Here is a 14,839-nt window from a genome sequence, read left to right on the forward strand (position 1 = left end):
TCCCGCGAGACGCCCCCGGAGCAATCACCAGGGCGACAACGCCAAACCGAACACCACCCCCAGCACCGAGCGGCCGAGGACACGGCGGGACCGCGACCAGGCGCGGGCCCTACCCTCCAGAAGTACTCACCCAGCCCCAGCCGACCACAACCCGAGAACCGACATGCCCGGCCCCGCAAGCACCCCAGACCCTCAGCTCCGCCCCAAGCTCAGGACCATTGCCCTGCGGGCTCTACTGGGCACGGCCAGCGCCATCACCATCGGACTCTTCCTTCTCCTCGTAACCCACCTGCTCGCCATCCACCGCCACACCTTCCATTAACCCCACCACCGACCAAAGCCCCGGAACAGGGCACAGCAGCGATGAGCGGACGACGGGGCACAGCAGCGAGCACGAGGCCGGCGGACCGAACGACAGCGGTGCAACACGCCCCCCGGCCCCCGCCCAGGGCTACATAACACCTGATCAACCCACAACACCCTCTTGCCCACCCACGCAACTAACCCCAGACGGGCACAGCACCCGGAGCCGGACAGTGGCCGGGAAGCTGGAGGCCGGCCTGACGGCCGATCAGCGCCCACCACCCCGGACAGCAACCCCGCCCCGCGGCTGTCACGGATGCCATCACGCCCACACCACACACAGGGATTGAGGGGTAACCGCCCACGTCACACCACACACGACACCCCAACCCGACAACACACAGCCAACCCCCGAACCACCCCCAGCCACCCCGGGAACGCCCTCCGGGGCGGCCTGACGGCCACCCACCACTGGGCGGGCGGCCCCAGCGAGGCGGGCGGGAACAGCGGCGCAAGCCCAGACGGCGGCGCGGGCAGAGACCTGGACGGAGCGAGCCCGGCAGAACGCACAGCAGCCGGTGGCCGGTCACCGCCGAAGGCCACCACCCGAACACACGGCAGGCCCCACCGGTCACCAGACCGCCCCGGCACCAGGCGGAGGCGCAGCCTGGACGCCTCCAAGGCCGCCTGACGGCCACCCAGCACGAGAGCCGACCCGACCCGGGGCAGCGGCGCAGCGGGTGGGCGAGCCCCGAGCGAGCCCGACGCCCGAACCGCAGCAACGGCGTGAGCAGAACGCGGACCTGGCCACCCGCCAGACAGAGGCCGACGCCGAGCCGCAGCACCCGGGAGCGAGCGGGGCCACGGACCGGGCAGCCCCCAGCACCCGGGCACCGGACTCGAACACACCTCCCCGCGCCCTCCCCCAGAAATAGCAGGCCCGAAATACCGCACCCAATTCCCAATATTGCCCCCGTGCGCAGTCAGGAAGGAAATCCATGCCCCCACCGGAGGGTGAAGGGCGGTCACGAGCCGCCCCCGCCCCCCGACCCTCAGACAACACACACAGTAACCGCCAGTGAAGCGAGTGCGGCCCTGCCAGCCACCCGAACCACCCGGACAACAGGTCCAGACAATATGACGATCAAGGCCGTCCCGTGCCACATATCGCCAACAGGTCACACCTGCGCTTTCGCCGGGTAAAGCCCCGCGTGCAACACCCGGACCTCCCACCCACGGATCGTCCGGAGCCGACACCAGCCCCCGCTTCGTCGGGACCGACAGCACCAACAGGCCCAAATCCATTACTACATGGTCCTGTTCACAACCCGGGCACCCCAGCCGGTCCAGGTCGGCCTTCTCTCGCAGCTCCAGCTTCGAGCCCTCCTCCCCGCCGATCGAGCCTCGGCACCTCCAGCACGGGCGCAGCGCGGCGTTCGCCGTGCGGGCGGCCTCCAACTGCTCTTCAGCCTCCCGTTCCAGCCGTTCCTCGCGTTCCTGGTGGCAGGGGTAGCAGCGGCCGCCGGGGCGGCGGGTCCGCTGGCCGTGGAGCCCGTACTCGTAGGTGCTCTCCTGCTTGGGGGCCTGGCCGCAGTCGGCGCAGGCCAGGGTCTGCATCAGCTCCCGGTGGGCCCGGCGGGCCTTCTTCTCCCGGGCGGCCTGGCGCTGGTCGTAGGCGGTGCGGTTGTCCGGGTTGTCCAGCGCGTCGGTCAGGAAGTGCCGGCCGGGGCGGCCGTAGCGCCACCAGATGGGGCCGAGCGGGCCGTGCTCGGCGAGGAGTTCCAGGGTGGTGGCGACGATGGGCACGGCGTCGTCGTACTCGCGCCAGCCGTCCCCGTCGTTGTCGTCCCGGTGCACCGTGTACCGCTGCCCGCGCCAGCACTCCGCCGACAGGCCAGACACCGCCTCCTGCCGGTTGGCCAGGGCGAGCGGTCCGGCGTCGGTGACGACCAGGGCGACCGGCGGGTACCCGGCGTGGGAGTGGCCGGGGTAGGCGCTGCGCCACCAGTGCACCGTCCGGTCGGCGGGTTCCTCGCCAAAGCGGGCCGGGTCGTTGTCGCGGACCTTGACGCGGAACAGCTCGCGATAGGCGGTGAGCTTCGCGGCGACCCGGGCCGGGGCCATGGTGGAGCGGTCGACCTCCACCATCAGCACCGGCACCCCGACCTCCGGGGCCTGGAGCACCGCGTCCGGGCGCACCTTGCGCCTGCCGCCGGGCAGCGTGAACTCCACCTCGGTCGCCCAGGACGTGACCAGGCCGATCCCGCCCGCCGACCCGGGCGCGGTGCCGCCGCGCACGAACGCCACCAGGGTCTCGTTGACGGCCGTCGCGTGCGGGGCGCCCGAGGTGCCGGCGCCCCGGGCCGTTCCACCCATCTCGGCGCGGGGCAGCCGGAGGACGTGCCCGGCCGCCTCCAGACCGGCCGTGCCATCCAGCCGCCACTCGCCGGTGTGGGCCTTGAACTCGGCGAACGCGGCGCGGCGGTCCTTGAGGCGGTCGGTGCCGGCCTCCGCCTTCGCCCGGATCCGCTCCGGGCGCTCCGCATCCGGCAGCAGCTGGGAGGCCTCCAGCAGGGTGCTCGCGAGCTCCCGCGCCGCGGACACCCGGGAGTGGAAGGTGATCACGCGGCGCAGGCGGAGGTCGGCGACCGCGCGCAGCACCGCGGTCTGCAGCGCCAGGAGTGCCGGTGCCCCCACGACGCGCTGCCCTTGGCCGGACTCGCCATCGTGAACGATCCCGACCGGACGCCGGAGTCTGTATCACGCTCCCTCACCCGGGCCGTGTACGACTATCTCGCCGCCACCGGGACCCCGGTTCTTGCCCGGCTTCCGTACCTGCCCCGTGTGGCCGCCCGCACGCCGCTGCCGCTGCCGGTCACTTACCGCCCCGTATCACGGGCAGCCCGGATGTTCGCCACGGACGCCGCGGGGATCGACTCCGCATGGCGGTCCGACGCCGAGGACGACCCGGGCCTCGCGGTCACTACACAAGCACCGACGCGCGGGTCCGCTGCACGGTTGGCTCAGTTGGCCTTCGCGGCGTCCTTGAGCTTCGAACCCGCGCTGACCTTCGCGGCGTAGCCGGCCGGGATCTCGATCGGCTCGCCGGTCTGCGGGTTGCGTGCGGCCCGGGCGGCACGGTGGGTGCGTTCGAACGTCAGGAAGCCGGGGATGGTCAGCTTCTCGTCGCCCTTCATGACGATCTCGCCGGCGATGTCGGCGAAGGCGGCCAGCACGCCGTCGGCGTCCTTGCGCGTCACCTGGGCGCGGTCGGCGATGGCGGTCACCAGTTCACTGCGGTTCATTGCGCGCACTTTCGATCAAGGGACGTACTGATCACCGCATCGTGCCAGACCGCACCGACGCGGCAGTCGTCGGCCCTTGGCGACGCGCCGGGCGAGAGCTCCGCTGTATGGCTGGTTCTCGCGCGTGGTCGCCTGGGCGGCCAGCTCGTGAGTTCTGCCGCCCAGGCCGGCAACGCCGTGGACCGAGCATGCGGGCGTGATGCCGGCCTCTGAGGAGCAGGCGTTGGCGTCGCGTCCCGGTTAGAACGCTCCCTCAGCTCAACGAGCATCTGCGGTGACGGGCACAGCTCGGTGCGGTATGTGCGCGGCCGACCCTCGCCGCGATCGCTCGGGCCGCCGGCACCAGCGATCGCGGCGGTCAGCTTCCATCTGTCCGGCGAGCGGCACCCGAGGGCGGAGGTCCTGCCGCGCCTGGCCCTGGCGGTCGGCCTGGCGGACCCGCTGGACCGACACGCGCTCGGCGCCGGTGCGCTGGCCGTGGACCTGTCTCTTGCCGCCCGAGCAGAGCACGAGCGCCAGCGACCCATGCCGCATATCTATACGAACCATGACAAACTGGGCGTAAGTGATAGCGCTCTACAGAGGAAAATCACCCATGACTCATGGAGCCCACCCCTACGCTCCTACCGTCCGCGCGAACATCGACTGGGCCCGCGGCTGCGAAGAATGCCGCAGCTGGGGCACCGTGATCACACCCGAGGGCCGCCACGAGCTGTGCCCCAGATGTCAGCACCCTGATTAAGCACGCGCCCGCCGGACTCAGGCGAGACCGGCGGCTGTCTCTCGTTCCCGCGGTGGACGGCTCGAGCCACCCGCAATAGCAGGTTGGTCGACTCCAGTCTGCTCACCCTGCTGAAGCCGGTCCGCGACTGAACGCGCCAGCTACGAGAGACGCGCCGCGACGACCTGCAGGACGGACGCCTCCTCGTCAGTTATCCGGTGTCCGATGTGGATCTTCGCAGCGCAGTATCCGAGTAATGAAGGCACGTCAGGATGTCACTGGCAGCCGTGCTGGTGGGTGGCTGCAACGCTGGCCAGCGCCGGACCGGTGCGGCACCCCGGCCCGTGCGCCTAGAGCCTGTTGCGAGAGTGGATCGTCTGTCAGACCTGTCTGGGATTCTCCGAGCATGGAGATGACGCTGCAGCTGACGATCGACTGCTCCGATCCGCAGAGAATGGTGACTTTCTGGGCCGAGGCCCTGGGCTACGTGCCTGAGCCTCCGCCGGGCGGGCACGCCACATGGCGTGCTTACTGGGCGGCGATGGGGGTGCCCGAGGCAGAGTTGCCAGCCGGAGCCGGGGATATTCCGGAGTCGATCATCGATCCCGCGGGACGTGGACCGAGGGTGTGGTTCCAGCAGGTTCCGGAGCCGAAGGCCGCCAAGAACCGGTGGCACTTCGATTTGAAGGTCGGTGGGGGCCGTGACGTTCTACTGGACGTCCGCACGCAGCGGGTCAAGGCTACGGTGGAACGGCTGGTCAAAGCTGGTGCCACCGTGCTGCGGATCAAGGATGAGCCGGACATGGGGTTCTACGCCGCCGCCATGCAGGACCCCGAGGGCAACGAATTCGACATCGTCTGAGGGCCGTTGCGACTGTGCTGGTCACAACCACTCGTTCACGGCTGCGACCAGCACAGTCGCCTCGTAGCGGACGGAGAGCAACTCGCCGAGCAGATCTCCGTCGCCGCGGAGAACCGGGCCGCCGCGGGCCTACTGGCCGTGCAGTCGGTGCGCGAGGAGCACGACGAGGCCGTGGTCGCGGCAGCCGAAGTCGACCTGGCGCAGTGGGGCGCCGTCTTCGCGCGCGCGGTCACCGAGACCGCGCGGCACCGCACCGCGACCATCGCCACCCATCGGCGGCTGCTCGACGCGGCGATCGAGCGGGTCGGGGACGATCCGGCCGCCGTCGCGGTGCTGACCCAGTTCCGGTCCAGCCCGGCGGTGTCGGCGCCGTGGCTGCGCGAGCGGATCGCGCACGACCCGGCACCGGCCCTCGCCCGCCTGCTCGACTCGGGAATCCTGGCCACCCATCCGCGCCTTCCCGGACCACTGGTCCACCCCCAGCTGCTCGCCGTCCTCGACGCTCCCTTCGACGCATCACACTCCGGGCTCGGCTGGTACTCCAGTGAGACTTCTCCATTTGCCCTGGTCAAGAGCCTAGTGGCGGGGAGTTTAGCGGGGCTGGTCGTTGGTGATCCAGGTGGCGCCGGACTGCCCGGTCAGATTGCTGGTGCCGGTGGTGGCGGTGGCGCCGTCGGCGCTGGTGTCGTTGAGGGCCAAGGTGAGAGGTCGCGGCGAACAGCGACTGGGGGCGCCGAAGCGCCCGCCCGATCGCCTGCACGATGTCGTGCGGCGCGCCCTTCGGATCCAGTAGGGCCACGCTGTCCACGCTCCGGATGTCGACACAGTCGCCCAGGACCCGACAGTTCGAAAGCACAGCCCGCTGCGTCTGGCGGCCGAACTCGCCCGGCACCCGCTGACGTCGCTCGCCACCGTGCTCGCCCTTGAGCCGGTTGCTCCACGGCTCCGCCGGGCACAGGTCCGGGTCGGCCGCGTGCGGCTGGGCCGCGACCGCGGGCAGGCCCTCGGCGAAGGCCCGCGCCTCCACGGGGCGGGAGTGAGCGGTGCGCCCACGCCGCGTCAGGCCTGCGCCTGGTAGTCGATCGTGTGGCGCAGTCGGTACAGGTACGCCTTCTCGCGGGCTACCACCGGCGGCCGGGCGGTGACGCTCTCGAACAGGCCCACGGCGGCGATCGTGCCGGCCGTGGCCAGACCGTACAGGACCGGCCAGCTGACCAGAAAGACGAGGACGGCGAGCGGGCCGACCACGAAGAGGGCCAGGGCGCTGAGCAGCGCGCTGACTACCGTGACGGTGACCCACTTGGCGGTCCGCCGCGGGGGCAGCATCCGCCTCTTGTCCACCACCAGCGCACCCAGGCACAGCACGGTCAGCGCCAGTGCGAGGAAGAGGCAGGCGCCGATCCAGTGCGACCGGTAGTCGGCGGCCGAGATCTCGACGAAGCCGCCGAGGTGGCTGCCCGGGTGGACGACCAGGCGGTGCGGGCCGAAGACGTAGCCGGCGCTGGTGGCCAGGGCGAGGGTGGCCAGCCCCGTCAGCCGCTGCTTGCGCAGCACCACGGCGGCCAGCAGCACGGTGACCAGGGTGGCGAAGATGGCAACTGCCTGGTTGGCGATCCCCCAGGTGACCAGGCCGATCACGGCCGCCGACAGCCAGACGGCCGCGGCGTGCAGCGGGGCCCGGGAGTTGAAGGGCGAGGTGGCCGTGCCGTAGAGGGCGCGCTCCCAGGCGGTGGCCGCAGGGAGGGTGAACTCGCCGTGTTCGAGGCCGTAGTCGACCCTGGCGTGCCAGGCGGACCAGCGCAGTGCCTGGAACTGGTCGCTCTGCTCGCTGGACAGCCCCGGGCGGTTCTCGACTGACTCGGTGCGGGTGCCGAAGCCGTAGTCGGTGACGACCAGCACCTGGTGCCCGGCCTGCCGGTCGATCATCTCCTGGGCCCGCACCTCGGCCAGGTACGCGACGTACCACTCGGCGGAGCCGTGGGGGTGGTCGGAGGGTGCCATGGCCGTCTCCCGGTCTGCGCGGCACGCCGGATCGGCGGCGGGCCGGGATCCGGTTGTGGAGCTGACGTGCAGTCACCATAGTGCCCCGTGCGCGGCCTGCGAAGGGGTCAATTGCCCTGCGCTGCAAGGGCGGTGGTGACAAGGCGCGGGCACCCGGCGCGTGGCGGGCCCGGTGGTGCGCCGGGCGGCAGCGGTGCCGTGCGGGTGCCGCGGGTCAGTGCAGGATCGCGTGGGTGACCGCGCAGGAGTTGGTGTCGGCGGACAGCGCCTCGTCCAGGCGCCGCGCTTCGGCGCGGTCCTGGAAGGAGCCGGCACGCGGATGGATCCGGCCGACCAGACCCGGCCAGGTGGCGGGCGCGCGGGGCGCGCCGTGCCGGTGCTGGTGCTGGTGCTGGTGCTGGTGGAGCTCGCCGACGCTCGCGGCGGCGACACTGCGGTCGCCGGAGCCGATGACGTCCGTGCCGCCGACGTGGCCGACGGGCGGTCGGTCAACGCGTGGCTGAGTGCGGACGGATTGGTGCTGGTCACCAGGGGTGGAACTCCTACTCGGCCCCTCTCGGACTAACCCGACAAGGCGGACGTCTCACCCAAGGCTGACAGAGAGGGCTGCAGCGCGGTGACGGCCGGAGACACCTGCCCACGGGGATGCACCACCATCACCTTCCAGGTCGGTGCGTTCTGGGCGAACCGGCGTGCCGTCAGGTCGGGAAAGCGGGCGGCCAGGGATTCCGGCATGATGCACACACCCAAGTCCTGGCGGACCAGGTCGGTGGCGCTCAGAATGTCGTTGACCTCGAAGGTGGCGGCACGGTCGACGAGGGCTGTACGAAAGGCACGGTCGACCGAGTGCCGGATCGCCCAGCCGACGGGGAATTCCACCAGTGGTAGGCCGGCCACCTCGGCGAGGGTGACCGGTCGCTCGGGTTCCACGGCGCGGCTCGGCGCCGCGATCAGGACCATCTCCTCCTCCTTCAGCACGCTTACGGCCAGTCCTCGCTGCTGCGGGCGGGCCAGCGCCACGACGGCCACATCCGTGGTGCCGTCGCGCAGTGCCCGCAGGAGGTCGTCCGCCGATGCCTGGCGAAGCCTGACCGTCACCTGCGGATGCTGGTGACGGAAGGCGGCCAGCGCCTCGGCGAGGCCCGTGTAGAGACCCTGCATGACGCCGATCGTGATCTCCCCCCGGAGCTCTCCTTTGGCCAAGTCAACGGCGGCCCGGGCCTGTTCGGCGGCCTGTAGCGTGGCACGGGCGGCTGGGAGGAACGCCTGGCCCGCCGGGGTGACGGACACCCGGTGGGTGCTGCGGTGGAACAGCGATGCGCCCAGCTCGCGCTCAAGGGCGCGCACCGTGGTGGACACCGCGGACTGCACCACGTGCAGGCGCCGCGCCGCCGCGCTGAAGCCGCCCTCCTCGGCGACCGCGACGACGACCTCCATCTGCCGAAGATCCATCCCACACTCCGTAAGCCGATCCCAGGCCATCTCTCATAGAGATTACCGTCATCTCGAACCATCTCCCTGACCTAGGAAGCGACCACGGTGGCACAGGGTTGAAGAGGTCATCGGCAGCAAGCGCTGCTGGTGAACGAGGGAATCCGGCCCGGTGCCGGACGCCCGCCCTTGCCCCAAGGAGACACCCATGTCGAGCAACAACGGCCTCATCGACCCCGCGGACGCGGCGGTACTGCTGGTGGACCACCAGAGCGGTCTGCTGCAGATCGTCAACCACACCAACGTCCGTGAGCTGCGCAACAACGTGGCCGTACTGGCCAAGGCCGCCACCCTGGCCGGCGCCCCGGTGATCGCCACCGCGTCCGTCCCCGAGGGCCCGAACGGCCCGCTGATCCCGGAGGTGTTCGAGAACGCGCCTAAGGCGACGTACGTCCAGCGTCATGGCGAGATCAACGCGTGGGACGTGGAGGGCTTCCGCCGCGCCGTCGAGCAGACCGGCCGCCGTACGCTCCTCGTCGCCGGCATCATGACCAGCGTCTGCGTCGTGGAGCCCGCGCTGTCGGCCCTCGCCGAGGGATACGACGTGTACGCCGTCATCGACGCCTCCGGCACCTACTCCGACGAAGCTCAGCGGATCTCGATCGAGCGCTTGAGCCGGGCCGGCGTCAAGGTCGTCGACGTCCTCGGCGTAGCGGCCGAGCTGCAGAAGACCTGGGCCCGCGAAGACTGGGCCGACTGGGGCGGCGTCTACGCGAGTGTCAGCCCGGGCTACGCCGCCGTCATGGAGTCGGTGGGCCGCGCCCAGGCGGAGGCCACCGGCGGCGAGGCCACCGGGGCCGAGGTCAAGTGGGCTCGGGCACGCGGCCAGCTGGCCTGAATCCCGTCGCTGCTCCCCCGGGCCGGCGGGCCCGGGGCGGCCGACCCCCGCAGCTGGCGTCGATCCCGGCCGCCGGCCGACAACCTTCACGAAATCGGAGCAGTCACATGTCGTTGTCCGCATCCCGGCCCGCTCTCCGGGCACCCTGCGAGGGGGTCGGCGAGCGGCACTCGTCCCGCAGGCACGGTGCCGGGTTCTGGTTGATCGCCTCGGCGTTCGTCACGGCCATGGCGTTCTCCACCGTCCCGACGCCGCTGTACCCCCTCTACCAGGCACGGGAGGGGTTCTCCACGTTCACGGTCACGATCGTCTTCGCCGTCTACGCCATCGGTGTACTGACCAGCCTGCTGCTGGCCGGGCACGTCTCGGACTGGGTCGGCCGAAGGAAGGTCATGATCACGGCGCTGACGGTGGAACTGGTCGCCGCCGCGCTGCTCCTCACCGAACCGTCCCTGCCGGTCCTCCTCCTCGCCAGGCTGGTCACCGGCCTCGGTGTCGGCATGCTCACCGCGACCGCCACCGCGCACCTGCACGAACTCCACAGCGCGCACCGCCCCGGCACCTCGTCGCAGCGCTTCGAGATCGTCTCCACCGCGGCCAACATCGGCGGCCTCGGCTTCGGCCCGCTCGTCGCCGGCCTCCTCGCCCAGTACCTCGACGCGCCGCTGCGCCTGCCCTACCTCGTCTTCGGCGCCCTGCTGCTGATCAGCATCGCCGCGGTCGCGCTCACCCCCGAGACAGTCAAGAAGCAGCCCGTCAGGCCGGCGTACCGCCCGCAGCGCGTCAGCGCCGACCACGGCGACCCGGCCGGATACGTGGCCGCCGCAGCCGCGGGCTTCGCGTCCTTCGCGGTCTTCGGCCTGTTCACTTCGCTGGCCCCCGGGTTCGTCAGCCACACCCTGCACCACCCGTCCCGCGCACTGGCCGGGCTGATCGTGTTCGCCGTGTTCGGTGCCGCCGCGGTGGCCCAGACGCTCACCGGCCGACTCGACGCCAAGATACGCAGGAACATCGGCCTGTTCGCCCAGGCGGCCGGGGTGGCCGCACTCGCCGTCGGCACGCGCACCGCCAGCCTCCCCGTGTTCCTGGCGGCCGGCATCGTGGCCGGCATCGGCGCCGGAGTGCTGTTCAAGTCCGCGGTCGGCACCGTCGTCGCCATGGCCACGCCGGCCAAACGCGGCGAAGCTCTCGCCGGGCTCTTCCTCATCTCCTACCTGGGCCTCGCCCTGCCCGCGATCGGCCTCGGCATCGCCACCCTCTACACCACCGTGACCGCCGCGATGACGTGGTTCACCGGTGTCCTGCTCATCCTGCTCACCACGGCGGGTGTGCTCGCCCGCCGCCCCGGCGGCACCGGCTGAGCGAACCGTCCGCCACCGGGTCGAAGACCTGGCGGCGGCCCCGTGCCCGGCCGGCTTGGCCAACCCGTCCCAGGTCCGGAAGGTGCACCATGGCGACGACGCCGGGCCGCACAGTGGCACCCCGCTCCGGCCGTTGCGCGGCCGGCAGCTGCGCAGGCCGTCGCAGCCGCAGCGCCAGCAGTCCGCGGACAGATCCGCGACCGCCTCCTGCCGGTTGGCCAGAGCGGCGGATCTTCTGCGTCAACTGAGCGGTTGGCGCCGGCCAATCGGGAGCGCAGTGGCGACGCGAACCAAGCCATTCGACTACGAATAGTGATGATACAGTCACTAAGAGTATCGACGGGTTTCCGTGAGCTTATCCCGGGTCGCCACGCGCCGACCCGGCCGGCACCCGAACGCCACGGCCCGAAGTACTTCAGCGGATGCAGGGTCCATCCGCTCCTGTCCGGGCCCATCAGTCGTCAACAGGAAGGCGGACACGGTGAGCAACGAGAATGCGCAGCTGATCTACGGACAGGGAGAAGAGGCGTGCCCCGAGGGAAGCTTCGGCCTCTACCGCGCCACCAACTTCAACATCGGTCAGGCCCCGGGGGTCGGTGACAAGATCCTGGTCATCCCGGTCGGCACGTACGTCAACGACTTCTCCGTGTACGGCTTCGACCACAGCGGCGACGGGGTGAGCAGCGTCGTCAACCGCACCGACGAGGACAACGCGCTCTTCTCGGCCGCCGACCAGCGGGGGCATTCGCTGCCGGTGGACCGCAGGTCCTCGATCGCGAACCTGGCGCGGATCGCCATGGCCGACAGCCCGAACGGCTCCTGGAACGACCAGCCGCAGTCGGCGCTGGCGGCTCCCTTCCTGGGGAACCTGATCGTCGAGCAGTCCTTCCTGAGCAAGTGGCAGGACTGGGAAACCCAGAAGTGGATCTACTCCTACCGGATCACGGTGCGCGCCGCGCAGACGCGCGTCGTGAAGTGGGCGCTCGGCTTCGGTGACCTGCCCGAGGAGACCTCCCTGTACAAGGGGTTCACCGATGTCTTCTGGGGCCAGATCCTGCGGGACGGCACCGAGGGCAGCGTCCTGCTCGGCTCCCCGGCGGGCGGCGGACACACCATCGACCCCGGCACCGACCTCGCCATCGACATCCAGGTCCTCCACGCGAAGGAAAGCACCGCCCACGAACACCTCACGAGCCTGAACGCCCAGCAACTGGGCTGAGCTCGGACACCACCGACCACCCCAGCCGCGGGCCGTTCCCCCACCGGGGGAGACGGCCCGCGCGCCGCCTCACCCACCGCCAGCCGGCGCAGGCAGGACCGCTCGAAGTTCACGCACCAGCGCGGCGGCGCCTGGCGCGCGACCACGAACACCCCCGCCAGCTCCGAGCCGCGCTGTACGGGGCGACGACCGCGAGGACTTCCGGCTCCGCCTCGGCACGAACCCCGAGAGGTCCCCAAGAGGTCCCTACCGGAGCAGCCCGCATCAAGGACCCGGTCCAACGCGGACCGGCCGCGCCGATAGCCAGCGAATCTCCGACCCAGGACACTAGGAACGGCTCGGGAGCGACCGTGGAAGCCCGAACCATGGCAGCACGCTGTTCTCGAAACGGGTCATCGTGCGGATCCGATCCCCTGAGAGCGTGAGGACGTAGAGGCCGACGCCGTGACTGACACCGGTCGGGTTGCGCAGGTAGGCCCCGAACGCCGGCTGGCCGTTGGCTCGCGTGGGAACGAGATCGAACCTGCGGCCCGCATCGAAGAGGGCGGCGCAGAAGCCAGCCACGACATCCCGGCCCTGGTATTCGAAGGGCATCGGCGGCATCGCCATGAAGACGTCGTCGGTCAGCAGCGCGACGAGGGCATCGAGATCGGCGCACTCCCAAGCGCGGACGAACTTCGCCACGAGCGCGTCTTCGGCCCGCGACCCGACAGCCGGCGCCGGCGCGACGTCGGCGATGTCCCGGGGCTGTCGACGGTGAAGCGCCGCGCGTGCCCGCTTGAGGGCGCTGTTGACCGACTCAACCGTCGCGTCGAGCATCTCGGACACCTCGCTCGCTCGGAAACCGAGGACGTCGCGCAGGATCAGGACGGCGAGCTGGCGCGGCGGCAGGAGCTGCACCGCGGTGACGAAGGCCAGGGAGACGGCCTCGGTCTGCTCGTACCGACTTTCGGGGCCAGGCGTCGTCGCGATCGCGTCCTCCGGCAGATCAGGAAACGGCTGCAGCCACACGACCTCGCCGAGCCGGGTCGGTTCGGGCATCTCGACCCCGGGCACGTCCCACTCCCTACCCAGGCGCCGACCTGCGGCGCGGCGCGCGTCGAGGCACCGGTTGGTGGCGATCCGGTACAGCCAGACCCGGAGGGACGCACGTCCCTGGAAGCCGCCGAGGCCCTGCCAGGCAGCCAGCAACGTGGCCTGGAGGGCGTCCTCGGCGTCCTGGAAAGAGCCGAGCATCCGATAGCAGTGCACCTGCAGCTCTCGGAGGTACGGCTCGGTCAGTTCCCGGAAGGCCTCGTCGTCCCCGGCCTGCGCCTTCTCGATCAGATTCGCCGCCATCGCCACACGCCACCCTCTCCACATCTCGTCCCATCCTGTACAGACGTTGGCCGGGGGCCGAACTGGGCGGGCGGTCGACGCCCGGTTTCGCGACTCTCCGGCGCCTTCATGAGTAGCGGCTGACAACGCCGCCACAGATGAAGGGAACCGTGATGGGAAAGATCGTGATGAGCGGTCCGCAGAACATGTCGCTCGACGGGGTGGTGCAGGATCCGGACGGCAAGGAGGGCTTCAGGGTCGGCGGCTGGTTCCTCGAGTACGGCGAGGGACTCGAGGCATGGAGCAGAGTCGCCCTCGACGACGCGCTCGGCGCCGAGGCGTGGCTGTTGGGCCGCCGCAGCTACGCCTACTTCGGGGAGCGCTGGCGGCCCCGCACCGGCCAGCTCGCGGACAAGTTGAACAGCATGCCGAAGTACGTCGTGTCGTCGACCCTCACTGAGCCCGACTGGAACAACACGACGATCCTCAAGGGTGACATCGTGACCGAGGTCTCGAAGCTGAAGGAGGAGTTGGACGGCGAGATCGTCATCCCCGCCAGCTATCAGCTCGGGCACACGCTGATCGAGCACGACCTCGTCGACGAGGTGCGGCTCGTCGTCTTCCCGGTGGTACTCGGGGCTGGAGAGCGGTTCTTCGGCGAGACCACCGGCAAGAAGCCGCTGTGCCTCGTCGACGTCAAGACCATCGGCGACGGCCTCGTCTCCCTGACCTACCAGTTCCTCCCAGGACGCGGCTGAGTGCGCGGATCCGGCGCCGCCGATCGACGGCGCCGGATCTTCGGTCCGGTATCTGCGCCAGCTGGCCACCGGCTGGCCCCGCCGTCGGGCCGGCAGCAGACGGTAGACGGCGCCGGGCAGGACGCTGCTCATCGAGGACAGGTCCCGGCCCTTCTCGACGGCGGTGGCCGGCAGATGCACAACCGCCCCGACCGGCCGGCCGGTCGGGGCGGCGCTCGGCCACCAGCGCCACGGCGATCCTTCAGTGACGCCTCAACCAACTGGGGAGCGAACAACACACCTGGCCGTCTTCAAGGCTCTCGCCGCAGTTGCGTGAAGGGCCGCCGCGAAGGTCGCTCCCCAGCAGCCACGACCTGGCCGGCCGTGACCTGGGGAAGATTGGGGAGCAGTGACGCGATCCCCTTCCCCGGCCAACGCACACCCTGAGCAGCCGCCCGCGCAGGACGACTCGTCGCGTTCCGCACAGGGCGCGCAGGCGGCGCCTCAGGGCTCGCGGCGAATAGTTCGCAACCAAAGTGATTCCGCCGGACCGCCGGTTTGTGTACGTGCTTCCGGGCGCTCTTACCCAGGCGGGCGCTTCGCACTGATCCTGATGATCGGCCAGGTCGCCGCTGAACCGTGGCCCTCGGCCTCCCACGCCAGCTTGTTCCTATGAGAGGAAAC

The 14,839-nt window shown here is 70.7% G+C and carries 13 protein-coding genes and 1 pseudogene; 6 read left to right on the forward strand and 8 right to left on the reverse strand.

Annotation, left to right across the window (positions count from 1 at the left end; translation table 11 throughout):
• Positions 1 to 669: 669 nt before the first annotated feature.
• Positions 670 to 3,000, reverse strand: a complete 2,331-nt coding sequence (locus BR98_RS36215) for a replication-relaxation family protein (RefSeq protein WP_051969660.1) — start codon at positions 2,998 to 3,000, stop codon at positions 670 to 672.
• Positions 3,001 to 3,326: 326 nt separating this feature from the next.
• Positions 3,327 to 3,608: an HU family DNA-binding protein gene (locus BR98_RS11220; protein ID WP_035844058.1), complete on the reverse strand. Its 282-nt coding sequence runs from the start codon at positions 3,606 to 3,608 to the stop codon at positions 3,327 to 3,329.
• Between the two features lie 1,127 nt (positions 3,609 to 4,735).
• Between BR98_RS11220 and BR98_RS11225 the strand changes: the two genes are divergently transcribed.
• Positions 4,736 to 5,191 (forward strand): VOC family protein, encoded by a 456-nt coding sequence (locus tag BR98_RS11225; protein WP_035844059.1) that lies wholly within the window; start codon positions 4,736 to 4,738, stop codon positions 5,189 to 5,191.
• Positions 5,192 to 5,320: 129 nt separating this feature from the next.
• Here BR98_RS11225 and BR98_RS11230 read toward each other — a convergent pair whose 3' ends face one another.
• From BR98_RS11230 to BR98_RS11235, 3 genes and pseudogenes are all read right to left on the reverse strand, one after another.
• The gene (locus tag BR98_RS11230; protein ID WP_035844060.1) at positions 5,321 to 5,668 is read right to left on the reverse strand and encodes a hypothetical protein; all 348 of its coding nucleotides are present in this window, start codon (positions 5,666 to 5,668) and stop codon (positions 5,321 to 5,323) included.
• A gap of 268 nt (positions 5,669 to 5,936) precedes the next feature.
• Positions 5,937 to 6,218, reverse strand: a pseudogene (locus tag BR98_RS41085) (helicase); the annotation flags it as partial.
• Positions 6,219 to 6,250: 32 nt separating this feature from the next.
• On the reverse strand, positions 6,251 to 7,192 hold the full coding sequence (locus BR98_RS11235) for a hypothetical protein (RefSeq protein WP_035844062.1): 942 nt from the start codon (positions 7,190 to 7,192) through the stop codon (positions 6,251 to 6,253).
• A 319-nt stretch (positions 7,193 to 7,511) separates the two neighbouring features.
• On the opposite strand from BR98_RS11235, the gene BR98_RS11240 reads away from it, so the two are divergent.
• Positions 7,512 to 7,757: a hypothetical protein gene (locus tag BR98_RS11240; protein WP_035844063.1), complete on the forward strand. Its 246-nt coding sequence runs from the start codon at positions 7,512 to 7,514 to the stop codon at positions 7,755 to 7,757.
• On the opposite strand, the gene BR98_RS11245 is transcribed toward BR98_RS11240, so the two are convergent.
• Positions 7,754 to 8,644 (reverse strand): LysR family transcriptional regulator, encoded by an 891-nt coding sequence (locus tag BR98_RS11245; protein ID WP_035844065.1) that lies wholly within the window; start codon positions 8,642 to 8,644, stop codon positions 7,754 to 7,756. The two genes, BR98_RS11240 and BR98_RS11245, sit on opposite strands and share 4 nt — an antisense overlap.
• A 187-nt stretch (positions 8,645 to 8,831) precedes the next feature.
• Between BR98_RS11245 and BR98_RS11250 the strand changes: the two genes are divergently transcribed.
• The gene (locus BR98_RS11250; protein WP_051969661.1) at positions 8,832 to 9,521 is read left to right on the forward strand and encodes an isochorismatase family protein; all 690 of its coding nucleotides are present in this window, start codon (positions 8,832 to 8,834) and stop codon (positions 9,519 to 9,521) included.
• 103 nt (positions 9,522 to 9,624) lie between these two features.
• On the opposite strand, the gene BR98_RS41970 is transcribed toward BR98_RS11250, so the two are convergent.
• Positions 9,625 to 9,750, reverse strand: a complete 126-nt coding sequence (locus BR98_RS41970) for a hypothetical protein (protein WP_267886058.1) — start codon at positions 9,748 to 9,750, stop codon at positions 9,625 to 9,627.
• On the opposite strand from BR98_RS41970, the gene BR98_RS11255 reads away from it, so the two are divergent.
• Together BR98_RS11255 and BR98_RS11260 are read left to right on the forward strand one after the other, a co-directional pair.
• Positions 9,749 to 10,882 (forward strand): MFS transporter, encoded by a 1,134-nt coding sequence (locus tag BR98_RS11255; RefSeq protein ID WP_232247365.1) that lies wholly within the window; start codon positions 9,749 to 9,751, stop codon positions 10,880 to 10,882. The two genes, BR98_RS41970 and BR98_RS11255, sit on opposite strands and share 2 nt — an antisense overlap.
• Positions 10,883 to 11,363: 481 nt before the next feature.
• Positions 11,364 to 12,101: a hypothetical protein gene (locus tag BR98_RS11260; protein ID WP_035844067.1), complete on the forward strand. Its 738-nt coding sequence runs from the start codon at positions 11,364 to 11,366 to the stop codon at positions 12,099 to 12,101.
• Positions 12,102 to 12,428: 327 nt separating this feature from the next.
• On the opposite strand, the gene BR98_RS11265 is transcribed toward BR98_RS11260, so the two are convergent.
• Positions 12,429 to 13,439, reverse strand: coding sequence for a sigma-70 family RNA polymerase sigma factor (locus tag BR98_RS11265; RefSeq protein WP_035851632.1), 1,011 nt, complete (start codon positions 13,437 to 13,439; stop codon positions 12,429 to 12,431).
• 152 nt (positions 13,440 to 13,591) lie between these two features.
• Between BR98_RS11265 and BR98_RS11270 the strand changes: the two genes are divergently transcribed.
• On the forward strand, positions 13,592 to 14,176 hold the full coding sequence (locus BR98_RS11270) for a dihydrofolate reductase family protein (protein ID WP_035851634.1): 585 nt from the start codon (positions 13,592 to 13,594) through the stop codon (positions 14,174 to 14,176).
• Positions 14,177 to 14,839 lie beyond the last annotated feature (663 nt).

The organism is Kitasatospora azatica KCTC 9699, from assembly GCF_000744785.1.
Taxonomy (GTDB): domain Bacteria; phylum Actinomycetota; class Actinomycetes; order Streptomycetales; family Streptomycetaceae; genus Kitasatospora; species Kitasatospora azatica.